Here is a 25,846-nt window from a genome sequence, read left to right as displayed (position 1 = left end):
GGGCGGACGCGGACCGGAGCCGGGCGGACGCGGACCGGAGCCGGGCGGACGCGGACCGGAGCCGGGCGGACGCGGACCGGAGCCGGGCGGACGCGGACCGGAGCCGGGCGGACGCGGGTCGGTCAGGTGGCGTCGTCGTAGCTGGCGCGGGGTGCCGGGGTGGTGCTGCTGGTGGCCGTGCTGGGCCGCGTCCCGTTCGACCGCAGGTCGGCGGCGCTGGCCACGTCCTTCAGGTCGTCGTGCACGCCGCTGACGTCCGCGCGAAGGTTGTCGTAGACGCCCTGCAACGGCTTGCGGATCGCCGCCTCGTCCTCCTCGCTGAGGAGATGCTTGCGGATGAAGGCCTTCGGGTGCAGGTCTTCCAGCTGGATGTCGGTGCCCAGCTCACGACTCAGGTCGCCGGTGGCGTTACGGGCCATGTTGCGCAGGTTGCGCACCAGCCGCAGGCCGTCGTTGATGACCGCGGGCAGCCGATCACCGAAGATCAGCAGCGCCAGGAGCAGCAGCGCCCCGATCTCCCACCAGTTCAGGTTCTCGAACATCCCGCTGGCCTCCTCTCCGCGTCAGCAGCAAGACTACGCACGCCAGGCGGCGTTCTAGCAAGGGGTGAGCCGTGTTCACTTCGCGTCGGCGGCGAGGGTTACCGAGGTGTTCTGCCGGTCGGAGCCCCGTCGAAACTCGACGGATACCACCGAGCCCGGCGCGAACTTGCGAACCAACGCGGTCAGGTCCGTCGGCTCGGTCATCGGCCGACCATTGATCTTGAGGATGACGTCGCCGACTTTCAACCCGGCGCTGTCCGCCGGGCCGGACGGCGCCACCTCCGCCAGCCGCAGGCCACCCCCGGCGACCCCGGTCGGACCGTCCGCCCGAGCACCGATCACCGTACGCCGGGCCTTGCCGGTGCCGATGATGTCCTGGGTCACCCGCTTGGCCTGGTTGATCGGGATGGCGAAGGCGAGCCCGATGTTGCCCGCCTCCTGCCCCTCGGCGACAAGTGACTTGATTGTCGAGTTCACCCCGACCACCCGCCCGGCGCCGTCGACCAACGGCCCGCCCGAGTTGCCGTGGTTGACGGCCGCGTCGGTCTGGATCGCCGCGTAGTAGCGGATCGGACCACCTGGCTCGCCGGCCTGCATCGTCCGGTCCAGGGCACTCACGATGCCGGCGGTGACCGTGTTGGCAAGCGACAGCGGCGAGCCGATGGCGAGCACCGGGTCACCGACGGCCAGTGCGTCGGAATCGCCGAACTCCACAGGTCGAAGTCCACTGCGACTCACCTTGATCACCGCGATGTCCGACTCCGGATCCTGACCGACGATTGTCGCCGGCGCGGTGCTGCCGTCGTTGAAGACCACCGAGGCCTTGCCGCTGCCGCCGGCCACCACGTGGTCGTTGGTGATCACGTGGCCGTCGGCGGTGGCGACGAAGCCGGAACCCTCGCTGGTCCCGCCGAGGCTGCTCACGCGGACGGTGACCACGCTGGGCAGGACACGTTCGGCGACGCCGGCCAGCGACTCCGGCTTGCGCTGGGCCAGCGCGGGCGGCTCTGCCGGCGCACCGCCGAGCACCACTCCGGCAGCCCCACCGCGAACCGCGAACGCGTAGCCCAGCGCCCCGCCGAGGGTGCCGGCCAGCAGCGCGGTGATCACGGGAATGAGCAGCAGTTGACGTAGCGTCGGTCGACCCGGCGCGTCCGGATCGGTGACCGGCTCGGGCTCGGAACCGGCCGCCACCACCCCCGGCACCACCACCGCGGTCGGTGCCGCCGGGTCCCGCCAGGGATCGGCGAGCGCGTCCGACCACCAGGGCGACGCCCCGGCCGTCCAGGGTCCGCCCGCGACAGGTACCGGCCAACCCGGTGACGGCCCCACCGGCGGCACCCGCGGGTATCCGGCTGCCGGCACGCCAGCCGGCGGCACAACGGGCGCACCCCCCGGCGGCACCATGACGGGCGTGCTCCCCGGCGGCCCCATGACGGGCGTGCTCCCCGGCGGCACCATGACGGGCGTGCTGCCCGGGGGCACCACAGCAGGCGTGCTGCCGGCCCCCGGCATGGATGGCGATCCCACCGGCGGGGCCTCTGCCCCGGGCGGTCGCGCCGGAGCCGGAGTCTCACCGCTCCGGCGCCAGTCCCAGCCGTCGGTCACGTCGGTGCCTCCCAGTCCGTCCCCGGATCCCGCGCCGCGTCGCCCGGCCACGGGCCGGGTCGGTCGCGGCTGACGGGATACCGCTTCCAGGATTGCACGGATGCGCGCGGTGGAGTCAGCGGTTGCCCCGGCGATCGCTTCGGGTGGAGGCCCGGCTGCGCCCCCTGACGGTCGCCTCTACGCTCACAGTGCCAACCCGCCCCCGCACCACGCACCGCCCCCGGAGGTGCCCCATCGCCATGGTCGCCGGTACCGGCAGTTCGACGGCCCAGGCTCAGCAGTTCGCTGAGTCGTACGTCACTGAGGATCTCGTCCTGCGCACCGCCCGTAGCCTGGCCCGGGAGGTGGGCCTCGACGCGGTCACCCCGGGCGCGGGAGCGGCGTTGCGGCTGCTGGCCGCCGCCGGCAACGCCCGCGCGGTGGTGGAGATCGGCACCGGCACCGGCGTGAGCGGGGTCTGGTTGCTGCGCGGCATGCGCGCCGACGGTGTGCTCACCACCATCGACGTGGAGGTGGAGCATCAGCGGATCGCCCGGCGGATCTTCGCCGAGGCGGGCTTCGCGGCCGGCCGTACGCGGATCATCACCGGTCGGGCGCTCGACGTGCTGCCCCGGCTCGCCGACGGCGTGTACGACCTGGTCTTCGTGGACGCGGAGGCCACCGGCTTCCATGCCTGCGTGGAAGCCGCACTGCGGCTGTTGCGCCCGGGCGGAGTGCTCGCGCTCAACGGCGTGTTGGCCAGCGGCCGGATCGGTGATCCGGCCGCCCGGGACGCGGAGACGGTGACGGTCCGCGAGACGATCAAGGCGGTCCGGGAGTCGGAGCACTGGATCCCCGCGCTGCTTCCGGTCGGGCACGGGGTGCTCGCCGCGGTGAAGTGCTGACCCGGGTCAGTCGACGCTGGCCAGCCAGCGCAGCAACCACCGAACGCCCCAACCGGTGGCGCCGCGGCTGACCTCGGCCTGGTCGCCGTCCGCCCAGGACGGGGCCGACATGTCCAGGTGCAGCCAGCGGTCCCGCAGTTCGCCGGTGAACTCGCGCAGGTAGAGCGCGGCCAGCACCGAACCGGCACCCTGTGTCGGCGCGCTGTAGAGATCGGCGATGTCGCTGCCCAGGTATTCGGCGTAGTCGTTGTGCAGCGGCATCCGCCAGGCCGACTCGCCCGCCGCCTCGGTCGCGGCCAGCACGTCCGCGGCCAGTTGGTCGTTTTCGCTGTACAGCGCGGCGGTGCGCTTGCCCAGCGCAACGGCGTTGGCGCCGGTGAGGGTGGCCAGGTCGAGCAGCAGGTCCGGTGCGAGCTGCCGCACCGCGTACGCCAGGGCGTCGGCGAGGACCAGACGGCCCTCGGCGTCGGAGTTGGTCGTCTCGCTCGTCGTGCCGCCGTAGTGCCGGATGACGTCGCCGGGGCGGAACGCGGAGCCGCTGACCATGTTCTCGGCGAGCGGGGCGAGCGTGGTGATGCGGACCGGCAGCCGTAGGGCGGCGGCACCGAGGGTGGCGGCGACGACCGCGGCCGCGCCGGCCATGTCCTTGCGCATCAGTTTCATCGCCGGTACCGGCTTGATCGAGATGCCGCCGGTGTCGAAGGTGATGCCCTTGCCGACCAGCACCACGTGGGTACGCGCGTCGGCGGGGTGCCAGTCCAACTCGACCAGCCGGGGGCCACTGGCCGAGCCGCCGCCCACGGCGAGGATCCCGCCGAAGCCCTCGGCGGCCAACTCGGCCGGGCCGCGAACCCGCAGTCGCAGGTCCGGCAGGTCGGCCGCGGCGGACGTCACCTGGTCGACGAACCACTGCGGGGTCTTCGTCGAGGAGGGCGTGTTGGTCAGGTCACGGGCGAGATGGGTCATCGCCGCGGTGGTCCGGGCCGTGGCGACGGTGGTCTCGAACGTGGCCGGGTCGTCGAGCAGCAGGTCGACGCCGTCGAGCGTCGGCGTGTCGCCGGCCTCGGTCAGCCGGTACCGGTACGAGGCGAGCAGCAGCCCCTCGGTCAACCCACGCACCGCGGCCGGAGTCAGCTCGCCCGGCAGCGCGATGGTGATATGCGTCTCATTCGCGGCAGAGCGGGCCAGGGCCGCGCCGGCCGTCCGCCAGGCCGCCTCGCCGCCGTCGCCGATGCCGAGCAGCAGAAGCCGGCCGGGAGTACGTCCGGGGCGCAGTTGGGTATGGATCTCGCCAGCTCGGCCGTTCAGTCGGGCCGCCGACACCAGTGCGGCTGCCTCGTCGGCCGTGTCGTCCGGCGGGGCCGCGGCGGTCGACACGGGCTCGGCCGAGGCGTCAGCTCCGGCTGCCGAATCGGCGGGACGGACAGGTAGGACGAGGACGTCGAGCCGGTCGGGCTCGGCGATCAGACGGATGGCGAGCACGCGGAACCGTACCTCCAGGAAAGTGTCGCGGAGCGGAACTCAGCCCACCTGCCCGCAGTGATGAAGACCCTGAGCCACCGGCGGTACCGGTGGCTCAGGGTCACGCAACGCTCCGGGCGGTGCGAGCCGCCCGGACCACTCCTTACTCAGCCGGCCGCCGCCTTCAACGCGTCACCGAGCGCGTTGGCCTCGTCGGGAGTCATCTCGACGACGAGCCGGCCACCGCCCTCCAGCGGGACCCGCATGACGATGCCCCGCCCCTCCTTGGTGACTTCCAGCGGACCGTCGCCCGTCCGCGGCTTCATCGCCGCCATGTTGTCTCCCCTCAGACCTACACCAGGGTCGGTGGGTTGCCCCACAGCCACTTCGTCACGACCACCCGCAACGGTCGCGGGGGTGTCGACAGCGATTTTCCCTGATGAACACCGCCGGACCCAAACCGGAGCAGCATTGATGTAACAGCATCTAGCTTATCTTGAGAAGGCCTGTCACAATGTGCGGTCATGCAGGCACGGTCGGCACTCTTCGACCTGTACGGCGACCACCTCCGACCGAGGGGTGGCCGCGCACCGGTTGCTGCCCTGGTCAAACTACTGGCGCCGCTGGGAATCGCACCGCCAGCCGTTCGCACCGCCGTGTCCCGGATGGTGCGTCAGGGCTGGCTCGAACCGCTCCGGTTGATCTCCGGACCGGGATATTCGATCACACCGAAAGCCGCCCGACGACTCGACGAGGCGGCCTCCCGGATCTACCGGACCGGCCGGATCACCTGGGACGGCCGGTTCGATCTGCTGGTGCTGGAGGCCCCGGGCTCCCGACGGGACCGCCAGCGGCTCGCCGCGAACCTGAGCTTCCTCGGCTACGGCACGCTCGACGAGCAGACCTGGGTCGCCACCCGTCCCGCCGAGGACGTCGACCTGATCCTCGCCGAGGCCGGCATCCGGTTCGAGCGGTTCAACGCCGCACACTTCGCGGGCACCCCCGGTGCGATGGGCGTGGTCCGGCGAGCATGGGACCTGACCGAGATCGGTCGCGCCTACGAGCAGTTCGTCGCGGACCAGCGTCCACTGCTCTCCGCCGTCACCGTGCGCAGCAGCGACGAGGAGGCGTACGCGACCCGGTTCCGGCTGGTGCACGCGTGGCGTACGTTCCTCTTCCGGGACCCGCAGCTACCCCCGGCGCTGCTGCCCGAACGCTGGCCCGGCACCGCCGCGGCCAGTTTCTTCGACCGGCACGCGGCCCGCCTGCGTCCGGCCGCGGACCGGTACGTCGAACAGTGCCTCGACGCCGGCAACCGCCTCGTTCGACAGAAGGGTCGTTAGACACGTGACCGAGCCGCTGCTGGTCGACCGGACCGACGCCGTCGTCACCCTCACGCTGAACCGGGCGAACGCGATGAACGCGCTCGACGTGGCGCTGAAGGAGGCGCTGCGGGACGCCCTGGCGGAGCTGGAGACCGACCGGTCCTGCCGGGCGGTCGTGCTGGCCGGGGCGGGCGGGTCGTTCAGCGCCGGTCAGGACCTGCGCGAGCACGTGGCGACGCTGGAAAGCTCCTCGAACGATCCCCTGGGCACCGTGCGGGCGCACTACAACCCGATCGCCGCCCGGCTGGCCAACCTGCCCAAGCCGGTGATCGCCGCGGTCCGTGGCATGGCCGCCGGTGCGGGCGCGTCGCTGGCCTTCCTCGCCGACATCCGCATCGGTGGCCCCACCACCAGCTTCCTGATGGCCTTCGCCAAGGTCGGTCTCGCCGCCGACACGGGCGCCTCCTGGACCCTGCCCCGGCTGGTCGGCCACGCCAAGGCGGTGGAGCTGCTGATGCTGGCCGAGCCCGTCCGTGCCGAGGAGGCCTGCCGGATCGGCCTGCTCAACCGCCTGGTGGATGACGACGAGTTGGTCCTGCCGACCGCCCAGGAGCTGGCCGCCCGCCTCGCCGCCGGCCCGACGGTCGCCTACGGGGCGATCAAGCGGCAGCTCTCCATCGCCGACGCCGGCACCCTCGCCGACGCCCTCGCGGCCGAGGCGCAGGCCCAGTCGATCTGCGGTGCCACCGCCGACCACCGGGCGGCCACGTTCGCCTTCGTCGGCAAGCAGAAACCGGTCTTCGAGGGACGCTGAACGCGATTCGCACGCCGCCCTTACCGTCCTCGAACACGGGCGGCCTAGCGTCGGCCGGTATGAGCGATCGTGAAGCGGTGGCGCATCTGCTGCGCCGGGCCACCTTCGGGCCGACCGCAGACGAGGTGGACGCCGCCGAGCGGGCCGGTCCGGCAGCGACCCTGGACCGGCTGCTCACCCTGCCCGCGACGGACCGGGGTGCGGCGGCCACGCCGATCCCCACGCTGTCCGCCGACCCGTACGCCGGGCTGACCAAGGACTCCACCCGCGAGCAGCGGCAGCAGGCCAACGCGGAGCGGCGCAAGCAGCTCCAGCAGGTCACCGGCTGGTGGTTGGACCGGATGGTGGCCGCCGAGGACGGGCTGAGCGAGAAGCTGCTCTTCTTCTGGCACGGGCACTGGGCGACAAGCGCGCAGAAGGTCAAGTCGGCCCGGGTGATGCAGGGCCAACTGGACACGCTGCGCCGGCACGGACGCGGGCCACTGGCCCCGCTCGTCACCGCGATGGTGCGCGACCCCGCCCTGATCATCTGGCTGGACGGGCAGAAGAACACCCGCAAGGCCCCGAACGAGAACCTGGCCCGCGAGCTGATGGAGTTGTTCACCCTCGGCATCGGCGCCTACACCGAGGCCGACGTGAAGGCCGGCGCGCGCGCCCTGACGGGCTGGGTGGTCGACAGGCGTACCGGGACGGCCCGCTTCGAGGCCAACCGGCACGACCCCGGTGCGAAGACCATCCTCGGGCAGAGTGGCCCGTTCGACGCCGAGGCGTACGCCGCGCTGCTGGCCGCCCAGCCCGCGGCGGCGACGTTCGTGGCCCGGCGGCTCTGGTTCCGCTACGCCGGCACCGACATCCCGGCACCGGAGGGCCTGTCCGGCGCGGACACCATCGCGACCCTGCGGGCGATCCTCTCGGCGCCGGCCTTCGCCCAGACCCGGGGCACGCTCGTCAAGCAGCCGGTGGAGTGGCTGGTCGGCGCGCTGCGACAGCTCGGCATCCGACCCTCCGCCCTGCCCGAGCAGGAACACAAACAACTGATGGCCGGCCTGAACGCGCTCGATCAGGTGCCGCTGCGACCGCCGAGCGTGGGCGGCTGGCCGGCCGGGGCAGCCTGGCTGACCACCTCGTCGTTGCAGGCACGGCTGCGGACCTCCGGGATGCTCGCCGCCGCGGTGAGTCCCGCGGTGCTGGCCCGGCTGACCGCCGCGCCCACCGCCGGCCGGCCCGACGCGCTGGCGCGACTGCTGGTGGTCGACGGCTGGAGCCCGCGTACCCGCGCCGCCCTCACCCCGCTGGCCGGCGAGCCCCGCAAGCTGCTGGCCGCCGGCCTGGTCAGTCCCGAATACACAGTCAGCTGAGCGGAGGAGTCGACATGGACACCCAGACCCGACGCAGGTTCCTGCTGACCAGCGGGGTGGTCGGCGCGGGCGCGCTGGCCGCCGGCGCCGGCGCGTACGGCCTGCGGGACCTGCTGGACACCGGCGGCGACCGTGATCCACAGGCCCGCACGCTGGTGCTGGTGACCCTCTACGGCGGCAATGACGGGCTCAACACGGTCATCCCGTACGCCGATCCGGCCTACCGGGCGGCCCGTCCCGAGCTGGCGTACCCGGACTCCGAGGTGCTGCGGTTGGACGACGGCTTCGGCCTCAACCCGGCACTTGCCGGCCTGCACCGGCGCTGGTCGGGCGATGGCCTGGCGATCGTGCGCGGGGTCGGCTACCCGAAGCCGGACCGCAGCCACTTCCGGTCGATGGACATCTGGCACACCGCGCAGCCGGACCGGCCGGGCAACACCGGTTGGTTGGGTCGCTGGTTGGACTCCGCCGGTGGCGACCCCCGGCTGGCGGTCTCCTTCGAGCCGGCACTGCCGCCACTGTTGGCCGGGGAGCGGAGCGCGGGCGCGGCGGTGCCGGTGGCCGACCGGAAAGCCGCCAAGGGGCTGCCCGCCGAGACGCTGACCGCGCTCGCCGCCGCCGAGGCGGGTGAGTCGGCGGCCCGGGGCCGGGCCGCCGCCTGCTTCGCCGACCTGCGGTCGGTGGACGAGATGATCCGTCAGGTACGCGACTCCGCCGACCCGGACACGGCGGAACCGGACGGCGAGCAGGCCCCCGCGACGGCCACCGGCGGTGCCCGCACCCCGCTGGACGCGCAGCTCGACCTGGTCGCGCAGTGCGTCGAGGCCGGCGTGTCCACCCGGGCCTTCTCGGTGTCGCTCGGTGGCTTCGACACCCACGCCGACGAGAAGCAGTTGCAGGCCGTCCTGCTGGGTCAGGTGGACCGGGCGCTGACCGGGTTCGCCGACCGGATGAGTCGCACCGAGGCGGGTCGGAAGGTGGTGGTGGCGGTCTACTCCGAGTTCGGCCGCCGGGTCCGGGCCAACGCCTCGGACGGCACCGACCACGGCACCGCCTCGGACGTGCTGGTGCTCGGCGCCGGGGTGCGCAGCGGCTGGCACGGGGACGCGCCCAGCCTCACCGATCTCGACGACGGCGACCTGAAATACACCACCGACTTCCGGGACGTCTACGCCACGCTGCTGGAGCGGGTGCTGGACACCGACCCGGGACCGATCCTCGCCGACTGGCGGGGACGCGTGGACAAGCTGTTCTAGTCGTCCTCTTCCGGATCCTGGTTGGCCTGCTCGCCCAGCACGAACGCCTGCATGGCCAACTCGTCGTCGGACGGCGAGACGAAGGCGGGCAGCTCCCGGGGGCCCAACTCCTGCACGTACGACCAGAACAGCCGGACCGCCTCCGCCCGCGTGCCCGCCTCGATCGGCAGGTCGAGGCTGACCAGCCAGGTGCGCCGCTCCGGGGGCGGGCCGAGCTGGTCGGCCAGCGCCCGGAAGGCGGCCGGCTCCAACGCGGTGACCGGCCCGTTGAGCGTCAGCAGGTCGGCCGGCACCGGCTCGTCGAAAACCCGCCGGGTGTACGACATCACGACCGTCCCCGGCTCGACCGGGGACTGTGGGTCGTCCGGGTCTTCGCGGTGCCGGCGACCCGGCGCGCGGACCCGGCCGAGCGCGACCAGCCGTGGCGGCGCGTCGACGAGCACCGCCACCTGGTCTCCCGTGCTCGGCCGGCTGCTGTCGGTCAGCCCGGTCAACTCCAGCGTGTCGTGGTGCACGAGCCGCTCGGCCTCGTACCGCTCGGCCGGCAGCAGCACGGCCCAGGCGCCCACGCCGTCGGCGCGGCCGGATCCACCGGCCCGATACGCGGTCTCGGTCGTCATGCCTGCCATCCCATCATGTCGACGCGGGGAGGGTGACGTGACAGCCGACGATGTGATCGTCGACCATGCCGGTGGCCTGCATCAGCGCGTACGCGGTGGTCGGGCCGACGAACCGGAAGCCGCGCTTCTTGAGCGCCTTGGCCATCGCCGTCGACTCCGTGGTGATCGGCGCCAGCTCGGCGAACGAGGCGGGGCGGGCCGGTCGGGGCTCCGGGGCGTAGGACCAGAGCAGCGCGGACAAACCTTCCGGCACCTCCAGGGCGGCGCGGGCATTGGCGATCGCCGCCTCGATCTTGGCCCGGTTGCGGACGATGCCGGCGTCGGCGAGCAGCCGGGTCACGTCGGCGTCGGAGTATCCGGCGACGGTCGGGATGTGAAACTCGTCGAAGGCCAGCCGGAACGCCGGGCGTTTGCGCAGGATGGTCAGCCAGGACAACCCGGACTGGAACGCCTCCAGCGTCATCCGCTCGTACAGCGCGTCGTCTCCGCGCAGCGGCCGACCCCACTCGGTGTCGTGGTAGATGGCGTAGTCGGGGGTGCTCGACCCCCAGGCGCAGCGGGCCAGCCCGTCGACGCCGATCACCAGGTCAGTCACGTCGTACACGCTAGGGCATCGCTCCGACACCCCATCGCCGCCGGCACCGGCCGGCCGCCGGCGCGGTCAGGGCAGCCGGCCCTGCTCGACCAGACGGGCGAACCTCTTCAGCGCCTGGGTGAGGCCGAGCTTGGAGCCGGGCCAGAGCACCGGCCACGCCAGTCGACCGGCCCGGCCGCCCGGCAGGTGGAACCACTCGTGCCAGACGACCTGGGTACGGTCCCGACCCAGCTGGGTGCAGCGCAGCACACCCGGGCCGCGCAGCAACTGCCCGTGGTGCACCACGCCGATCTCGTACGGTTCGTCGACCCGGACCACCCGCATCTCGTCGCGCAGCACGGCCCGGCCGAGCGCCGTCACGGCCTCGATGCGGCTGCCCTCGCGCCCGTCGCCCTCGACCACGCGCACCCGCGTGAACGGGATCCAGTCGGACTGCCGCTCCCAGGCGAGCAGGGCGGCGAAGACCCGCTCGGCGGGGGCGGCGACGATCACCGTGGCGGTTACCTCACCAGCACCGGGTTGGGCGGCCTCACGAAGATCGTCGGCGCCCCCCGGGCCGGTCACGCCGACTCCGACCGAACCGTCGCGCCGTGCTGCCCGGTGCCGTCGGCGGACGCGCCGTCGGTCTGCTCAGGATCGCCCGTCGTACCACCGGACGACACAGCGGCCGGCGCCACACCGTCGGAATCCGCGGGTGAGGCGGTGGCGGCGGGCTCCAGGCCCGCGCTGGTCGAGCCGACCGGGGCAGCCCCGGAGCCGGCCGCGTCGACCGCCGGCTCGACCTCGTCGGACGTCGCCGCGTCGGACTCGGCCGCGCCGGACTCGGCCGCGCCGGACTCGGCCGCGTCCGCGGTCGTCGCCTTGCTGACGGACCGAACACGAGCGTCGCGCAGCACGTCCGCGTCGTCGATACGGCCGGCACGCAACGCGGTGACCTCCGCCTCCAGTACGCCGATCAGCTCCGACTTGTAGCCGATGTCGTAGGCGGCACGTCGCATCACCTGATCGACCTGGGACATCCGGTACCCGCGCAACGCGGTGTCGAAACGGACCGCCCCCACGTCGGATTCGCGAAGTGGCCGGGTGCCGGGCAGCGCCACGGCCTGCGAATCCGGCTCGGCGGGCGCCAGACCGGGATCACGGCCGCTGACCAGCACCGTCACGCCGAATATCACCGCCGCGACCGTCAACGCCACGACCAGGAGGAGCAGAAGCTGACCCATGTACTGATCGTGGCACGGCAGCCGGCCGGGAGCGACCCCGCCACCCGTCCCGATCACGATCCGTACCGACGCCGCCCGGAGTTGCGGTCGGACCAGCGACTAGCGTCGGGGTCGGCCGACGTGGCAGCGACGGCGGACTCTCGGGAGGCGGGCATGGCCGGGGCGCTTCGGCTGGGCGGGCGCACGTTCGCCCCCGACGAGCTGGTGGTGATGGCGATCGTCAACCGCACCCCGGACTCGTTCTTCGACCGGGGGGCCACCTACGCCGCCGACAGCGCGCTGCGCGCGGTGGAGCGGGCCGTGGCGGAGGGTGCGGCGATCATCGACATCGGCGGCGTCAAGGCCGGCCCCGGCGCGGAGGTGGACGTCGTCGAGGAGATCCGCCGCACGGTGGACACGATCGTCGCCGTCCGGGCCGCGTTCCCAGAGGTGGTGATCTCCATCGACACCTGGCGCGCCGAGGTGGCGACGGAGGCCGTGGCAGCCGGCGCCGACCTGCTCAACGACACCTGGTCGGGCGCCGACCCGACCCTGGCCCGGGTGGCCGCGCGCACCGGCGCGGGCCTGGTCTGCTCGCACGCCGGCGGCCTGGTCCCCCGGACCCGGCCGCACCGGGCCGCCTTCACCGACGTGGTCAGCGACGTGGTCGCGACGGTGACCGGGCTCGCCGAGCGAGCGGTGGCAGCCGGGGTACGCCCCGACGGCATACTCATCGACCCGGCACACGACTTCGGCAAGAACACCAGGCACTCCCTGGAGATCACTCGCCGACTGGGCGAGCTGACCGACACCGGTTGGCCGGTGCTGGTGGCGCTCTCCAACAAGGACTTCATCGGTGAGTCCCTGGACCTCCCGGTGCCGGAACGGCTGGAGGGGACGCTCGCCGCGACGGCGGTCTCGGCCTGGCTGGGCGCCCGGGTGTTCCGGGCTCACCAGGTCGGCCCGACCCGCCGGGTGCTGGACATGGTGGCCTCGATCCGCGGCGACCGCCCGCCGTCGGCGACCCGCCGGGGCCTGGCCTGACGCGGTGACGATCAGGTCCAGCGGAGGATGTTCCTGCGCCAGGCGTAGAGGATGCCGAGTGCGAGCACGGCCACGAACACCGCCATCTCCACCACCGTCACCAGGCCGAAGCCCGGCCGGTCGAAGACCACCGCCCAGGGGAAGAGAAACACCGCCTCGACCGCGAACAGCACGTACAGATACGCGTAGACGTAGTAACGGATCTGCATCTGTGCCCAGTCCGCGCCGACCGGGTCGAGCCCGCACTCGTAGCTGGCCCGCTTGCCCGGCGGGTCGGCCGGACGCGCGGGGCGTAACACCCGGTTGGCCGAGAACGCCGTAACAAAGAACAGAACGCTGGCGAGCAGCAAGAGCCCGAGCGTCGCGTACGAGCCCAGGTATCCGGTCACAGTCGGGAGCCTACCGTCCGCCCGGAAGGGCCGTCCCAAACACGTTACGGATTTGTTTCCTGTCGGGACTAGTGCGCCGGGGCAACTGTTACCGACCATTGGACACCCACCCATGCACCGGAGGACAGATGGCCCGCCTGAAGGCATCGCCCGGTAACCGGGCGGAGGGGCGGCACCCCATGTCCCTGCTGGGGACCTCGCTGGCGCTCGGCCTGCTCGCGGCGCTCGCCGTGGGGCCGGCCTGGGCCAGCGCGGCAACGCCGGAGGCGGGCCCGGTCGTGTCGGTTACCGACCCGGTCAGCGAACCCGGGGGCGAACCCGGGACCAGCCCGACGGACGAGCCGCCCCCGACCGAGGAGCCGGGCGGGTCTCCGGAGCCGACCAACCCGGCACCGGAGACCACCGCGCCGCCGCCGGAAACGCAGCCGCCGGCACCGGAGACCACCGCGCCGCCGCCGGAGACGCAGCCGCCGGCACCGAGCAACAACGCGCCCGCGCCGGGCGGACCAGCCACACCGGCGCCCCCGGCGCCCCCGGCACCTCCGGTGCTGCCGGCGCCTCCGGCCCCGCCGGTCCGGCCGCCCGCCCCGGGTGCGGAGGCGCCGCCGGCGAATCCGCTCGGTGTGCAGGTCACCACCCAGGACGTGACGCTCTCCAAGGCGTACTGGAACGCGGCCAGCACGGCCACCACCCTGCAGGTCACGGTCAACAACACCGGCACGACGACGCAACGGATCCGCCTCTCGTACACGCTGCCGGTCGGGCTGACCGACGCGGGGACGAAGGGCTGCGCCGCCGCCGGTGGGGGTACGTATGACTGTGGGGCCTGGACGGTCGAAGCCGGCGTCCGGTTCAGCGCTCTGCTCCGCCTGCGGGTCGACGGCGCCGCATGGCAGAAGATGCCCCTCGCCGGCTCCGTCCAGGTCGTCGCGGACGCGCCGGGGGTGCCCGGGGAAGCGGTCGACGACCAGGGCTTCGCGGTGCTCTTCCCGCCCGGTCCCCCGGTTCCCGGCATCACGCTGGCCGCCGACGAGGTCGCCTTCGACATCAGCGGCACCGCCAGCACCCTCGCGCTTCGGCTGGGCAACACCGGCACGGTGGACGCCGCCGGCCGGGTCGAGGTCGTCCTGCCAGCCGGGGTGACCATCCCGACCCCGCCGTCCGGCTGCGTGGCGTCCGACCCGAGCCGGATCCGCTGCGACGTGGGCACGCTGGCGGCGGGCCGGACCACCGAGTTGCGGCTGCCGGTGGAGGCGACGCCGCAGGCCCAGCGGGAAGCACCGTTGTCCGGTGCCGTCATCGGCCAACTCGACCCGCGCAGCGGCGCGACCCGGCAGGTGCAGATGAGTTTCCGGATCACCGCCGCCGCCGCGCTGGCCACCCCCGTGGTCTCGCCGCCCGCGCCGGCCGGCTCCCAGGGCGTGCTTCCCGGAGGGGCTGCCGCCGACGACGCAACGACCTCGGTACGGCGTACCGCGATCATCCTGATCGTGGTCTCCACGCTGCTGGTGGTGCTGGCCCTCACGCTGGCCACCATCTCGCTGCGTCGCCGGTTCTCCGGCCCGGCGCCCGAGCCGGCGTCGCACACCGCCGACTGATCGACGAGCGGCCCCGGACCGCGTGTGTTCGGTGCCGCCGGCGTGCAACCTCTGGTGATCTGAATTACGGCGGGCGGGGCAAAAGCTCGCAAAGGCGGGTATTCCTACTCCCATTCCGGTCCCAGTCGGCGGACCTCCGGCGGTGGTTAGGGCTCCCTTAGACGTAGGCTCTCAGAAGAGGTACGACAGCGGCCGGACCAGCCTGGGCGGTGCGGCGAAACGTCGCGTCAAGGAGGTCCCGTGGCCGGGCAAGGCGAGCTTCTGCGAGCCCCGCAGTCGCGAACGAAGGTGGCACAGTGACCAAGCAGATCCGTCAGCTCGACCGGGTGGTCATCCGGTTCGCCGGTGACTCCGGCGACGGCATGCAGCTGACCGGCGACCGGTTCACCTCGGAGACGGCGCAGCTCGGCAACGACATCTCCACGCTGCCAAACTTCCCCGCCGAGATCCGGGCTCCCGCCGGCACCCTGCCCGGTGTGTCGAGCTTCCAGGTGCACTTCGCCGACTACGACATCCTCACCCCGGGCGACGCGCCCAACGTGCTGGTGGCGATGAACCCGGCGGCCCTCAAGGCCAACCTGGCCGACCTGCCGCGCGGCGCGGACATCATCGTCAACACCGACGAGTTCACCAGGCGCAACCTCGCCAAGGTCGGCTACCAGGCCAGCCCGTTGGACGACGACTCGCTGGCCGGCTACGTCGTGCACCCGGTGGCGCTGACCTCGATGACCGTCGGTGCGCTCGCCGACTACCAGGTGTCCAAGAAGGACGCCGAGCGGTCGAAGAACATGTTCGCCCTCGGCCTGCTCTCCTGGATGTATTCGCGGCCCTACGAGTCGACACTGCGATTCCTGGAGCGCAAGTTCGCCTCCCGTCCGGAGCTGGTCGCGGCCAACGTCGCCGCCTTCCGGGCCGGCTGGAACTTCGGCGAGACGACCGAGGACTTCGCGGTCCGCTACGAGGTCAAGCCGGCGAAGATGAAGCCGGGCACCTACCGCAACATCACCGGCAACGCGGCGCTCTCGTTGGGGCTCGTCGCCGCCGGGGTCCGCTCCGGGCTGCCGGTCTTCCTCGGCGCGTACCCGATCACGCCCGCCTCCGACATCCTGCACGAGCTGAGCAAGCACAAGCGCTTCGGCGTCACCACCGTGCAGGCCGAGGACGAGATCGCCGCGGTCGGCGCGGCGCTGGGCGCGTCGTACGGCGGAGCGCTCGGTGTGACCACCACCAGCGGCCCCGGCGTGGCACTCAAGAGCGAGACGATCTCCCTCGCGGTGGCGCTGGAGCTGCCCCTGGTGATCGTGGACGTGCAGCGCGCCGGCCCGTCGACGGGCATGCCGACCAAGACCGAGCAGGCCGACCTCAACATGGCGCTCTACGGTCGGCACGGCGAGGCCCCGGTCGCGGTGATCGCACCCCGGTCGCCGTCGGACTGCTTCTTCGCGGCGCTGGAGGCGGCCCGGATCGCGCTGACCTACCGCACCCCGGTGATCCTGCTGTCCGACAACTACGTCGCCAACGGCTCCGAGCCGTGGCTGCTGCCCGACGTGGAGTCGCTGCCCGACCTGCGGGTCGAATTCGCCACCGAGCCCAACGGCGAGGACGGCACCACTTTCCTGCCCTACCTGCGTGACCCGGAGACCCTGGCCCGGCCGTGGGCGATCCCCGGCACCGCCGGGCTGGAGCACCGGATCGGTGGCCTGGAGAAGGCCGACAAGACCGGCGACATCTCCTACGACCCGGCCAACCACGACTTCATGGTGCGCACCCGGGCGGCCCGGATCGAGACGATTCCGGTACCGGACATCGAGGTGGAGGACCCGGACGGCGACGCCCGGGTGCTGGTCCTCGGGTGGGGATCGACGTACGGGCCGATCGGCGCGGCGTGCCGGGGGGTGCGCCAGCGCGGGCTGTCCATCGCCCAGGCGCACCTGCGACACCTGGCCCCGATGCCGGCCAATCTCGGTGCGGTGCTGCGCGCGTACGACCGGGTGGTCATCCCGGAGATGAACCTGGGCCAGCTCGCCCACGTCATCCGGGCCCGTTACCTGGTCGACGCGATCAGCTACAACCAGGTCCGTGGCCTGCCGTTCACGGCCACCGAGCTGGAGACGACGCTGGAAGAGGTCCTGAAGAATGTCTGAGCCCGTCGCCCTCAAGCTCACCGCGAAGGACTTCAAGTCCGACCAGGAGGTGCGCTGGTGCCCCGGCTGCGGTGACTACGCGATCCTCGCGGCCATTCAGCAGTTCATGCCGGAACTGAACATCCCCCGCGAGCGGACCGTCTTCGTCTCCGGGATCGGCTGCTCGTCGCGCTTCCCGTACTACATGAACACCTACGGGATGCACTCGATCCACGGCCGCGCCCCGGCGATCGCGACCGGCCTGTCGGTGTCCCGGCCGGACCTGTCGGTCTGGGTGGTCACCGGCGACGGCGACGCGCTCTCCATCGGCGGCAACCACCTGATCCACGCCCTGCGGCGCAACGTCAACCTCAAGATCCTGCTGTTCAACAACCGGATCTACGGGCTGACCAAGGGTCAGTACTCTCCGACGTCCGAGGTCGGCAAGGTCACCAAGTCGACTCCGTCCGGCTCGGCGGACGCCCCGTTCAACCCGCTCTCGCTCGCCCTCGGCGCGGAGGCCAGCTTCGTCGGCCGGACCATCGACTCCGACCGCAAGCACCTGCAGTCGGTGCTGCGGGCCGCCGCCGAGCACGAGGGCTCGGCGTTCGTGGAGATCTACCAGAACTGCAACATCTTCAACGATGGGGCGTTCGAGCAGCTCAAGGACCCGTCGACCCGGGACGACTACCTGATCCGCCTGGAGCACGGGCAGCCGATCACCTTCGGCGCGGACGGGCAGTTCTGCGTGGTGCACCCGCCGGGCGCGTTCGGCCTGGAGGTCCGGGAGACCAGCTCGGTTCGCCCGGAGGAGATCGTCGTGCACGACGCGACGGTCACCGACCCGGCGTACGCCTTCGCGCTGTCCCGGCTGCCCGGCCTGGACCTGCGCAACACCCCGATCGGGGTGTTCCGCTCGGTGGACCGACCGTCCTACGACAGTGTGGTGCAGGGTCAGCTCGCGGCCGCCAAGGCGACGGTCACCGAGACCCCCGAGCAGCAGCTCGCCGGTCTGCTGACCAGCGGCGACACCTGGACCATCCGCTGACCCGTCCGACCTGACGAGAGCGGCCGTCCCCGAATCGGGGGCGGCCGCTCTCGTACGTGCCGGTGCTGGCTCAGCGCTGGGCGGAGGCCGGCGTCCAGAGGTTGTCGATCTCCTTCTCGGTGGCCGCGAGGCTCGCCTCGTGCAGCGGGATCAGCTCGGCCATCGCCGGCACCGAGGGTGCCAGGGTCAACTCGGTGCCGATGAAACGCGGCTCCAGGCCGGTCAGGGACAGTCCGTGCGGGAGCCACGGCTCCGCGTGGTCCCAGCCGTTGCGCGGGGTGCCTTCGCCGTAGCCGCCACCCCGGGTGGCCAGCACCACGAACTCGCGCCCGCCGAGGAGGCCCTGCTGGGTCGTCGGGTCGTACGCGAGGCCGGGCACGATCAGGTGGTCGACCCAGGCCTTGACGCTGCTGGGCGCGCCGTAGTTGTAGAGCGGCAGGCCGAGCAGCACCACGTCGGCCTGCCGCACCTCGTCGACCAGCCGCTCGCTGAGCTCCCACGATTCGCGCTGGGCCGGGGTGTGCTGGTCCGGCGGAGTCATCCGAGCCAGGCCGCCCGCCGCGTCGAGGTGCGGCAGCGGTTCCGCGCCGAGGTCCCGGTAGGTCACCGTGCCGTCCGGGTGGGCGGCGCGCCAGGTGTCGACCGCGCGGGCGGTGAGCCGACGGCTGACCGACCAGTCACCCCGAATACTCGAGTCGATATGCAGCAGATGCATTATTCCTCCTCCAAGGATCGTCTGTGCAGCATCAACTATTTATAGCAGGCCGATGTTCCATCAGCTCGGTAGACTGGGTCACATGTCCGCCCCGCTGCCCGCCCCCTCGGAGCACCGCTCTGGCGCGCTCCTGGACCATCTGGCGCGGCGGATGCGGCTGCGGTCGGAGTCGGTGCTGGCGCCACTCGGCCTACGGCCGCGGCACCTGGTCGCGCTCACCGTGCTGCGTGCCGGCGGCGGCACCAGCCAGCAGGCGCTCGCCTCCATCCTGGAAATGGACAGCACCAACATCGTCGGGCTGCTCAACGACCTGGAAGCGGAGCAGTTGATCGAGCGTCGCCGCTCACCCGAGGACCGGCGCCGCCACGTCGTCGAACTCACCGAAAATGGTGCAAAACGCCTCAGCGAGGCTGAGTGTGCCCTCGCCGGAGCCGAGGACGAGGTGCTGGGGGCGCTGGCTCCCAGCGAGCGGGAGACGCTCTACGAGCTGCTGCGGCGGGCCTCCACCACGACGCCGGTCAGCTGCACCGAGGCGATCTGCGCCGCCGACGAGACCTTCTGACGCGCCGCGCCTGCACCGCCACCCCGACGACACGCCTGCACCGCCACCCCGACGACGGGACGATCAACCGGCCGGACGACAAGCTGTGCCGGGACGGGCGGTCAAGCGGGCGAGGGCGGGACGGTCAGGAGGTCGTCGCCGACTGCGGACGATCGTCGCGGACATGCACCAGCATGTCTCCGGTCTCGATCACCGCACCGGCCCGGTCGGCCAGCGTGACCACCTTGCCCCGTCGCACCAGGGCGATCACCAACGAGTCCAACTCGCGTGGTGAACGACCCACCTCGTCCCGCTCCGCCGAGCGCATCGCCAGCGCCATGCCCTGGCCCGGGGTGAGCAGATCCTCCACCACGTCGATCAGCGGCGGGGCCGAGGTGGACAGGCCGAGCAGCCGACCTGCGGTGGCCGACGAGACGATCACGTGATGCGCGCCGCTCTGCTTGAGCAGCGGCGCGTTCTCCGCCTCGCGGGCCGCCGCGATGATCCGGACCTGCCCGGCGGTGAGCTGCCGAACCGTCAACGCGACAAGCACCGACGCGTCGTCACTGTCGGTCGCGATGATCACGGCCTTCGCGTTCTTCACGTGTGCCTCGTTCAGCACCGACGAGCGGGTCGCCGAGCCCTCGATCGCCACCAGCCCGGCGGAGGTGGCCTGCCGCAGGGCAGCGGCGCTGCGCTCCACCACCACGATCCGCGACCGGTCCAGACCATTTTCCAGCAGGGCGGAGACGGCGCTGCGCCCCTTGGTGCCGTAGCCGCAGATGATGACGTGGTCCTTCACGGCTCTCCTCCACCGCGACAGGCGACGGCCGGTCCGGTACTGCTCGGTCAGAACTTCCAGGGTGGTACCGACCAGGATGATCAGGAAGATCACTCGGGCCGGGGTGATGAAGAGGACGTTCACCAGCCGGGCCGACGGCGCGGCGGGCGTGATGTCGCCGTAGCCGGTGGTGGAGAGCGACACGACCGCGTAGTAGAAGCAGTCGAGCAGGGTGAGGCCGTCCTCGTTGACATCACGGTAGCCGTCCCGGCCCAGGTAGACCGCGGCGACCACGGCGAAGACCAGGCCCAGGGCGGCGGCGAGCCGCAGGCTCAGCGCGCTCAACGGACCCCTGCGCTGTGCGGGAAAATGGATCACCGTCGAACCTGCCCCGCCACCGTCGCCTGCACGAGCACAACATAGCGGGTACGCCACCCCCGGCACGTCCGGGTTGGGCAGGGACGACCGACGTCCCTCCCGCACCGGCTGTCGGACGACAACGACGAACCGGTGCGGGCGCCGGCAGACGGAGGGGTCGCAACCGTCGCGACGACCAGCCGCGGACGACGCGACCGAGAAGGGATGGGACGGCCCGGACGGCCCGGGAAGGGCATGATGAGGGTGTTCCCGACGACGACCGCGAAGGTGAGGCCGGCATGTCGTTGCTGCGACGAGTCATCGGCGGAGTGCTGCGCCGACTGCGTCAGAGCCAGGGCCGCACGCTGCGCGAGGTGGCCGCCACTGCCGGAGTCTCCGTGCCCTACCTGTCCGAGGTGGAGCGGGGCCGCAAGGAAGCCTCGTCGGAGGTGCTCGCGGCGATCTGCCGAGCGCTCGGCATCCGCCTGTCCGACCTGCTGGAGGAGGCCCGCGACGACCTGCGGCGCATCGAACCCCGCATCCCGGCCGCACCACGGGCACAGCTCAGCCGGATCGAACGGGCCGAGGTCGTCCGACACGACGCGCGCCAGCACGCCCTGCGGACGAGCAGGCCGATCCCCCACCGGGCACCCGGGGCGAGCGGCCCGACCCTCTGCGTCGGGGCGATGGCGTCCGCTGGTGGCTCGCGCTCCGGTCCGCGTACCGCCGCTCTGCGGGGTTGTGCGTGGGCTCGGGCGGGCACGCGGCGGCTGACCGCCGCGTAGGCCCGCCCGGTTCTGCCGTCGGCGGATCTGCCGGCGGCAGAATCACTGGGCCAGCGACCACCGTCGCCCGCACGCTGGAGGGGCCGGTCCACCGGGCGGTCCCACCGCTCGCCGGCGTGGTGGAAGGCGGCGGCGTGATCTCCTCCGGGGTACGGATGCTGGACGGCGCGCAGCCGTCCTTCGGCGACCAGGTGTTCGAGCGATTGCTGCGGGAACGGATCGTCTTTCTCGGCACCGAGGTGACCGAGGAGTCGGCCAACCAGATCTGCGCACAGATCCTGCTGCTCTCCGCCGAGGACGCCGAGCGGGACATCTTCCTCTACATCAACTCGCCGGGCGGGTCGGTGAGTGCGGGGATGGCGGTCTACGACACGATGCGCTACGTCCGCAACGACGTTGCCACGCTGGCGCTCGGGTTTGCCGGTTCGATGGGGCAGTTCCTGCTCTGTGCGGGCGCGGCCGGCAAGCGGTACGCGCTGCCGCACTCGCGGATCATGATGCACCAGCCGTCCGGTGGAATGGGCGGCACCGCCTCGGACATCACTATTCAGGCCGAGAACATGCTGCACGTGAAGCGGACGATGCAGGAGCTGATCGCCCAGCACACTGGACGGACTCTCGCCGAGATCCAGCAGGACTGGGACCGGGACCGGTGGTTCACCGCCGAGCAGGCCCGGGACTACGGCCTCATCGACCAGGTGATCACCCGAGCCGAGCAACTGCCCACGTCTGTCTGATCCGTCGCCACCTGTCGGCGCTGCCGCCACTGGGGAAAATCCGGTGGCGGCCGTTTATTAGGGTCACGTCTATGCGCCGACTGATTCCCACCCTGTCGATCGTCCTCACCGTCGCCCTCGTCGGCGGCTGCGGCACCAAGTCCGACGACTCCGCGACGCCCGACGCCACGGCCGCCGCACCGTCCAAGCTCGAACCGGTCGCGGCCGTCAAGCAGGGCATGGACCGCAGCCTCGCCGGCACGCTCAGCATGCAAGCCTCGATCAAGGCCGGCAACCAGTCGATGACCCTCGGCGGACAGATGGATCCCGTCGCCAAGGCGATCCAGATCAGCGGCAAAGCCCCGGAACCGATCGAGGTCCGGATGCTCGACAACACCGCCTACATCAAGTCGGAGTCGACGGAGGGCAAGAAGCCCTGGATGAAGATCGACCTCGGCAAGCTCAAGTCGACGAGCACGCTGCGCCAGTCGTTCGACTTCAAGTCGCAGACCGGCCTCGTCGGCGGCACCGTTTCCGCCCAGGAGGTGGGCGAGGGCCGTTACACCGGTGTCGCCGATCTCAACAAGGCGGCCGAGGGCGCCGGCACCGAGGCCGGAATGCGGGAAGGCCTCGAGTCGACCGCCAAGTTGGCGAAGGACCCGACGGCGATTCCGTTCGAGGCGACCCTCGACGCCGACGGACGCCTCACCACGCTCTCCTACACCATCGCCACGAAGTCGCTTGGTGACCTCGTCACCGAGATGCGGATGAGCGAATTCGGCAAGCCGGTCACGGTGGAAGCCCCACCCGCCGGCGAGACCGAGGCGGCCGACGAGGAGATGTACGCGTTCCTCTGACCGACCGGCACATCGCCGGTGTCACACGCGTGGGCTGCGGGTCTCCCGCAGCCCACGCTGCGTCGGACGCCCGACACGACCCGACGTGGCACACGCTGTGCCTCAGGTCACAGCACCGCAGGTAACAATCCGCGGCACCGATCCGTCCTTGAGGCAGACAACCACAAGGAGGGCACATGTTCGCCGCGTACGTCACGCTCACGATCCTCGCCTCGGTCTTCACCGGCATCGCAGCCGTCACCTACCTGATCGGCCACGACTATCCGAAGGCCCAGGCCGACATGAAGCGCGTGCCACACTCGTGGTTGCCCCGGTTGGGTCTGACGCTGGCGGCGGGATCCCTGGGCCTGCTTGTCGGATTCGCCGTACCGCTGCTGGGCACCCTTGCCGCCGCCGGCCTCGTGCTGTACTTCGTCGGCGCGCTCATCGCGCACCTGCGGGTGGGGTCCCGTCAGCTGGCGGGGCCGGCCGTCTTCTTCACCACCACGGTGGCCACGCTGGCGGTGAATGTGGCCTACCACTGGTGATCCGAGGGCTCCGCGCCGCCTGCCGTAGCCACTTATTTGTGGGTACTTGCCGGCCGTGTGGGCGCGGGGTGAGTCTGGTGGTGGGCAGTCGCGGGGGCCGGATTACGGGGAGGTGGCCGATGGTTCAGGAGACCCGCCGGCCTCGATGAGCTTCTCCAGACGACGGTGGCCCCAGTCGGAGACGGGGGCCAGCGCCTCGGAGAGGTCCCGGCCGAACGCGGTCAGCGAGTAGACGGTCTTCAACGGCAGCACCTCGTGCACCTCCCGGTGCACCAGTCCGTCGGTCTCCATCTCACGGAGCGCCTGAGTCAGCACCTTCTCGGTCAGGCCCGGCAGTTGACGGCGCAGCTCGCCGGGCCGATGCGGACCGGATTCCAGCAACCAGAGCAGAGCCGTCTTCCACTTGCCGTCGATCACGGCGATCGCGGCGGTCACCCCGCAAACGTTCAGGTCCTGTGCACGGCTGCGCGTCATATCCGTCCTATTCGCTGCTTTTGCTATGCTTTCCGGGAGTTGGATCGTGTCCTCGTACTTTGAAAAGTCTGTCACGGTGCTGGGTCTGGGGCCGATGGGGCGAGCCCTGGCCGGCGCATTCCTGGACGCCGGTTTGCGGACCACAGTCTGGAACCGGACCCCGGGCCGGGGACGAGAGTTGGTCGAGCGGGGCGCCACCGCCGCCCGCTCGGCTGAGGAGGCGGTCGCCGGGAGTGGGCTGACCGTGGTCTGCGTGGTGAACTACGACGCGTCGGACGCCATCCTGAGACCCGACGCGGTCACCGATGCGCTCCGGGGGCGCACGGTCGCGAACCTGACCGCGGACACTCCGGACCGGGCCCGGGACACCGCGAGATGGGCGACCCGACACGGCATCGGGTACCTGGACGGTGCGATCATGACCCCGACCCCCACCATCGGTACGCCGGACGGGGTGTTCCTCCACAGCGGACCGACCGACCTGTACCAGGAGCACCGGCCGGCGCTGAGCGCGCTGGGCGGGACCCACACCCACCTCGGCGGCGAGATCGGCCGGGCAGCGGCGTACGACATCGCGTTGCTCGACATCTTCTGGACCGCGATGGCGGGCTACGCGCACGCGTTGGCGGTGGCGCGGGCGGAAGGTGTCAGCGCACGCGAGCTGGCCCCGTTCGCCAAGGGCATCGGCGCGATCCTCCCGCCGATCTTCGAGCAGACCGCGGCGGAGGTGGACAGCGGCAGCTTCTCCGGCGAGGACAACCCCATCACCTCGGCGGCATCGTCCATGGCTCACATCGTCCACACCTCCGAGACCCACGGCATCGACGCGGGCGTGATGCGCGCCGCCGAGGGCATGGTCCGCCGCGTGATCGGACTGGGCCACGGCACCGACGGGTTCATCCGGGTCGCCGAGATGCTGGGACGGCGCTGAGGGTCGCCGCCGGTCCGCGGTGGATCTCATCGTCACGGCATCCCTGCGGCCGGCCCTAGCCTCGCCGCCTGGGTGTCGATGTCGAGCTGATCGGAGTCGAGCAGCAGGGCACCAGCCCACGCAGGCGTTACGAGTCGCAGGTGCAGTGATCGGTGACGCGGAGTTTCACCTCGCCATGGTGCTGGAGCGGGTCCAGCACCACGGGAGGACGCTGGACCGGATCGACCCCTACGGCCTGCTGGTAGTCACCTCGGTGGCGATGCCTCAGTTCCTCGGTGAGCTGAATGTCCTTGTCGAGCAGGCAGAGGGGGGCGGATGAGGAGCGGATCCTCGATGCCGTACGGCGCCAGGCCGGGACGTGCCGTGCCGCGCCGTGCCGTGCCGTGCCGTGCCGTGCCGTGACAGTGCAACCCGGTGCCTGCGCTTCGTCGGCGACTAGATCATCGGCATCGTTCTCGGCGCGACGCACTGACGAGGAGATCGCCGGCAGGCCGAGTGCGGCGGGCTTACGGCGCGCTTGTTCGAGGTGCCCCCGGCAGGATTCGAACCTGCGACACACGGTTTAGGAAACCGATGCTCTATCCCCTGAGCTACGGGGGCGCGAGTGGTCAGTGTAACGACCTGCGGGTCGACCCGCGTTGGCAGGGAGTGACCCCCGTTGACCTGCGTTGACCCGGCGTGCTGGCCCGACCGACGACCACACGCGGATCACACCAGACGGGTCAGCGACCATGATCGTTGACCCCGACTGACCTGAAGTGGCACGGATTGACCCGGGGTGGCCTCCGCTGGAGACCACACGGCGAGGACACGTGTCCAAACGCTCATCTACTCGAACCCACCACTGGCTGATTCGCCTGGCCGCGATCGCGGTCACGCTGCTGAGCACCACCGCCGGCCTCGTCGTCACCTCCGCACCCGCGCAAGCGGGCGGCTGCCGCGTCGCCCCGTACAGCGGCTACCCCAACTACAGCGACCTCTACATGCTCTACGACGGCGTCGAGATCATCAGTCAACCGCAGTACCCGAAATACCTCACCACGACCAGCCAGTGCAGCGACATCCAGATTCGCAACACCGGCGACAACGACGACTACGGCCCCTTCGACGCCTGCATCAACTTCTACGGACGCGCCACCTGCAACTACTGGACGCACGTGCCCGTCGGCCAGTGGCGCAACCTCGCGACGAACGTGAAGGACGGCACCAAGTTCTACATCTGGATTCGCATCGACTTGGGCAGGTGGTACGGCTTCAAGGCCGCCGGCGACTGGTGACCGATCGCTGGGGGTCGC

At 71.5% G+C, this 25,846-nt stretch carries 29 protein-coding genes and 1 tRNA gene; 17 read left to right on the top strand and 13 right to left on the bottom strand.

Annotation, left to right across the window (positions count from 1 at the left end):
* Nucleotides 1–122 precede the first annotated feature (122 nt).
* Both ACFYPM_RS02720 and ACFYPM_RS02715 read right to left on the bottom strand, forming a co-directional pair.
* A complete protein-coding gene (locus ACFYPM_RS02720) occupies nucleotides 123–542 on the bottom strand; it encodes a preprotein translocase subunit TatB (RefSeq protein ID WP_387190534.1) in 420 nt (139 codons plus the stop codon).
* A 75-nt stretch (nucleotides 543–617) separates the two neighbouring features.
* Nucleotides 618–1,949, bottom strand: coding sequence for a S1C family serine protease (locus ACFYPM_RS02715; protein WP_387190531.1), 1,332 nt, complete (start codon nucleotides 1,947–1,949; stop codon nucleotides 618–620).
* Nucleotides 1,950–2,389: 440 nt separating this feature from the next.
* On the opposite strand from ACFYPM_RS02715, the gene ACFYPM_RS02710 reads away from it, so the two are divergent.
* Nucleotides 2,390–3,034, top strand: coding sequence for an O-methyltransferase (locus ACFYPM_RS02710; protein ID WP_387190528.1), 645 nt, complete (start codon nucleotides 2,390–2,392; stop codon nucleotides 3,032–3,034).
* Nucleotides 3,035–3,040: 6 nt separating this feature from the next.
* On the opposite strand, the gene ACFYPM_RS02705 is transcribed toward ACFYPM_RS02710, so the two are convergent.
* Together ACFYPM_RS02705 and ACFYPM_RS02700 are read right to left on the bottom strand one after the other, a co-directional pair.
* Entirely contained in the window at nucleotides 3,041–4,516 is a 1,476-nt protein-coding gene (locus ACFYPM_RS02705; protein ID WP_387190525.1) for a leucyl aminopeptidase family protein, read from the bottom strand.
* A 146-nt stretch (nucleotides 4,517–4,662) separates the two neighbouring features.
* A complete protein-coding gene (locus ACFYPM_RS02700) occupies nucleotides 4,663–4,830 on the bottom strand; it encodes a DUF3117 domain-containing protein (RefSeq protein ID WP_007455245.1) in 168 nt (55 codons plus the stop codon).
* Nucleotides 4,831–5,019: 189 nt separating this feature from the next.
* On the opposite strand from ACFYPM_RS02700, the gene ACFYPM_RS02695 reads away from it, so the two are divergent.
* The 4 genes from ACFYPM_RS02695 to ACFYPM_RS02680 are packed head-to-tail and all read left to right on the top strand — an operon-like array spanning nucleotide 5,020 to nucleotide 9,248.
* Entirely contained in the window at nucleotides 5,020–5,838 is an 819-nt protein-coding gene (locus tag ACFYPM_RS02695) for a PaaX family transcriptional regulator C-terminal domain-containing protein (RefSeq protein ID WP_357368325.1), read from the top strand.
* A gap of 4 nt (nucleotides 5,839–5,842) precedes the next feature.
* The gene (locus ACFYPM_RS02690; protein WP_387190522.1) at nucleotides 5,843–6,634 is read left to right on the top strand and encodes an enoyl-CoA hydratase-related protein; all 792 of its coding nucleotides are present in this window, start codon (nucleotides 5,843–5,845) and stop codon (nucleotides 6,632–6,634) included.
* 59 nt (nucleotides 6,635–6,693) lie between these two features.
* Nucleotides 6,694–7,992 (top strand): DUF1800 family protein, encoded by a 1,299-nt coding sequence (locus tag ACFYPM_RS02685; RefSeq protein ID WP_387190520.1) that lies wholly within the window; start codon nucleotides 6,694–6,696, stop codon nucleotides 7,990–7,992.
* Between the two features lie 14 nt (nucleotides 7,993–8,006).
* Nucleotides 8,007–9,248, top strand: a complete 1,242-nt coding sequence (locus ACFYPM_RS02680; protein WP_387190517.1) for a DUF1501 domain-containing protein — start codon at nucleotides 8,007–8,009, stop codon at nucleotides 9,246–9,248.
* Here the strand turns inward: ACFYPM_RS02680 and ACFYPM_RS02675 are convergent.
* From ACFYPM_RS02675 to ACFYPM_RS02660, 4 genes are all read right to left on the bottom strand, one after another.
* A complete protein-coding gene (locus tag ACFYPM_RS02675) occupies nucleotides 9,245–9,868 on the bottom strand; it encodes a hypothetical protein (protein WP_387190514.1) in 624 nt (207 codons plus the stop codon). The two genes, ACFYPM_RS02680 and ACFYPM_RS02675, sit on opposite strands and share 4 nt — an antisense overlap.
* Nucleotides 9,869–9,881: 13 nt before the next feature.
* Entirely contained in the window at nucleotides 9,882–10,463 is a 582-nt protein-coding gene (locus ACFYPM_RS02670; RefSeq protein ID WP_387190511.1) for a DNA-3-methyladenine glycosylase I, read from the bottom strand.
* Nucleotides 10,464–10,529: 66 nt separating this feature from the next.
* Nucleotides 10,530–11,027 (bottom strand): SRPBCC family protein, encoded by a 498-nt coding sequence (locus ACFYPM_RS02665; RefSeq protein ID WP_387190508.1) that lies wholly within the window; start codon nucleotides 11,025–11,027, stop codon nucleotides 10,530–10,532.
* Entirely contained in the window at nucleotides 11,024–11,686 is a 663-nt protein-coding gene (locus tag ACFYPM_RS02660) for a DivIVA domain-containing protein (RefSeq protein WP_387190505.1), read from the bottom strand. The genes ACFYPM_RS02665 and ACFYPM_RS02660 overlap by 4 nt, the downstream gene beginning before the upstream one ends.
* Nucleotides 11,687–11,839: 153 nt before the next feature.
* Between ACFYPM_RS02660 and folP the strand changes: the two genes are divergently transcribed.
* Nucleotides 11,840–12,709 carry a dihydropteroate synthase gene (gene folP, locus ACFYPM_RS02655; RefSeq protein ID WP_387190503.1) on the top strand — a complete coding sequence of 290 codons (870 nt, stop codon included), beginning with the start codon at nucleotides 11,840–11,842 and terminating at the stop codon, nucleotides 12,707–12,709.
* An 11-nt stretch (nucleotides 12,710–12,720) separates the two neighbouring features.
* Here the strand turns inward: folP and ndhC are convergent, their stop codons facing one another.
* Complete coding sequence (ndhC, locus tag ACFYPM_RS02650) at nucleotides 12,721–13,098, bottom strand: NADH-quinone oxidoreductase subunit A (protein WP_088986508.1); 378 nt, start codon at nucleotides 13,096–13,098, stop codon at nucleotides 12,721–12,723.
* Between the two features lie 179 nt (nucleotides 13,099–13,277).
* Between ndhC and ACFYPM_RS02645 the strand changes: the two genes are divergently transcribed.
* From ACFYPM_RS02645 to ACFYPM_RS02635, 3 genes are all read left to right on the top strand, one after another.
* Nucleotides 13,278–14,696, top strand: a complete 1,419-nt coding sequence (locus ACFYPM_RS02645) for a hypothetical protein (protein WP_387190500.1) — start codon at nucleotides 13,278–13,280, stop codon at nucleotides 14,694–14,696.
* Nucleotides 14,697–14,992: 296 nt separating this feature from the next.
* Nucleotides 14,993–16,840: a 2-oxoacid:acceptor oxidoreductase subunit alpha gene (locus tag ACFYPM_RS02640; protein WP_387190496.1), complete on the top strand. Its 1,848-nt coding sequence runs from the start codon at nucleotides 14,993–14,995 to the stop codon at nucleotides 16,838–16,840.
* A complete protein-coding gene (locus ACFYPM_RS02635; protein WP_387190493.1) occupies nucleotides 16,833–17,867 on the top strand; it encodes a 2-oxoacid:ferredoxin oxidoreductase subunit beta in 1,035 nt (344 codons plus the stop codon). The genes ACFYPM_RS02640 and ACFYPM_RS02635 overlap by 8 nt, the downstream gene beginning before the upstream one ends.
* Before the next feature lie 70 nt (nucleotides 17,868–17,937).
* Here the strand turns inward: ACFYPM_RS02635 and ACFYPM_RS02630 are convergent, their stop codons facing one another.
* On the bottom strand, nucleotides 17,938–18,582 hold the full coding sequence (locus ACFYPM_RS02630) for an FMN-dependent NADH-azoreductase (RefSeq protein WP_387190490.1): 645 nt from the start codon (nucleotides 18,580–18,582) through the stop codon (nucleotides 17,938–17,940).
* 82 nt (nucleotides 18,583–18,664) lie between these two features.
* Between ACFYPM_RS02630 and ACFYPM_RS02625 the strand changes: the two genes are divergently transcribed.
* Nucleotides 18,665–19,144, top strand: a complete 480-nt coding sequence (locus ACFYPM_RS02625; RefSeq protein WP_387190488.1) for a MarR family winged helix-turn-helix transcriptional regulator — start codon at nucleotides 18,665–18,667, stop codon at nucleotides 19,142–19,144.
* A gap of 124 nt (nucleotides 19,145–19,268) precedes the next feature.
* Here the strand turns inward: ACFYPM_RS02625 and ACFYPM_RS02620 are convergent, their stop codons facing one another.
* Complete coding sequence (locus ACFYPM_RS02620) at nucleotides 19,269–20,282, bottom strand: potassium channel family protein (RefSeq protein WP_357241056.1); 1,014 nt, start codon at nucleotides 20,280–20,282, stop codon at nucleotides 19,269–19,271.
* Nucleotides 20,283–20,560: 278 nt separating this feature from the next.
* Between ACFYPM_RS02620 and ACFYPM_RS02615 the strand changes: the two genes are divergently transcribed.
* The 4 genes from ACFYPM_RS02615 to ACFYPM_RS02600 all read left to right on the top strand — a co-directional run bounded on the left by ACFYPM_RS02615 (nucleotide 20,561) and on the right by ACFYPM_RS02600 (nucleotide 23,146).
* On the top strand, nucleotides 20,561–21,046 hold the full coding sequence (locus ACFYPM_RS02615; protein WP_387190485.1) for a helix-turn-helix domain-containing protein: 486 nt from the start codon (nucleotides 20,561–20,563) through the stop codon (nucleotides 21,044–21,046).
* 155 nt (nucleotides 21,047–21,201) lie between these two features.
* Nucleotides 21,202–21,783 (top strand): ClpP family protease, encoded by a 582-nt coding sequence (locus ACFYPM_RS02610; RefSeq protein ID WP_387191426.1) that lies wholly within the window; start codon nucleotides 21,202–21,204, stop codon nucleotides 21,781–21,783.
* A 71-nt stretch (nucleotides 21,784–21,854) separates the two neighbouring features.
* On the top strand, nucleotides 21,855–22,619 hold the full coding sequence (locus tag ACFYPM_RS02605) for a hypothetical protein (protein ID WP_387190482.1): 765 nt from the start codon (nucleotides 21,855–21,857) through the stop codon (nucleotides 22,617–22,619).
* A 176-nt stretch (nucleotides 22,620–22,795) separates the two neighbouring features.
* Entirely contained in the window at nucleotides 22,796–23,146 is a 351-nt protein-coding gene (locus tag ACFYPM_RS02600) for a DoxX family protein (protein ID WP_357241047.1), read from the top strand.
* A gap of 102 nt (nucleotides 23,147–23,248) precedes the next feature.
* On the opposite strand, the gene ACFYPM_RS02595 is transcribed toward ACFYPM_RS02600, so the two are convergent.
* Complete coding sequence (locus ACFYPM_RS02595) at nucleotides 23,249–23,620, bottom strand: winged helix-turn-helix transcriptional regulator (RefSeq protein WP_387190479.1); 372 nt, start codon at nucleotides 23,618–23,620, stop codon at nucleotides 23,249–23,251.
* A gap of 46 nt (nucleotides 23,621–23,666) precedes the next feature.
* Here ACFYPM_RS02595 and ACFYPM_RS02590 point away from each other — a divergent pair, with 46 nt between their 5' ends.
* Nucleotides 23,667–24,551 (top strand): NAD(P)-dependent oxidoreductase, encoded by an 885-nt coding sequence (locus ACFYPM_RS02590; RefSeq protein WP_387190476.1) that lies wholly within the window; start codon nucleotides 23,667–23,669, stop codon nucleotides 24,549–24,551.
* A gap of 145 nt (nucleotides 24,552–24,696) precedes the next feature.
* Entirely contained in the window at nucleotides 24,697–24,870 is a 174-nt protein-coding gene (locus ACFYPM_RS02585) for a hypothetical protein (protein WP_387190473.1), read from the top strand.
* 208 nt (nucleotides 24,871–25,078) lie between these two features.
* On the opposite strand, the gene ACFYPM_RS02580 is transcribed toward ACFYPM_RS02585, so the two are convergent.
* Nucleotides 25,079–25,151 (bottom strand) — tRNA-Arg (locus tag ACFYPM_RS02580).
* Nucleotides 25,152–25,363: 212 nt separating this feature from the next.
* Here ACFYPM_RS02580 and ACFYPM_RS02575 point away from each other — a divergent pair.
* Nucleotides 25,364–25,828: a hypothetical protein gene (locus ACFYPM_RS02575; protein WP_387190471.1), complete on the top strand. Its 465-nt coding sequence runs from the start codon at nucleotides 25,364–25,366 to the stop codon at nucleotides 25,826–25,828.
* The last annotated feature ends 18 nt before the right edge of the window (nucleotides 25,829–25,846 follow it).

This window comes from Micromonospora sp. NPDC005203 (assembly GCF_042872705.1).
In the GTDB taxonomy this organism is placed as follows: domain Bacteria; phylum Actinomycetota; class Actinomycetes; order Mycobacteriales; family Micromonosporaceae; genus Micromonospora.
This window is presented reverse-complemented; position numbering and strand designations above follow the sequence as displayed.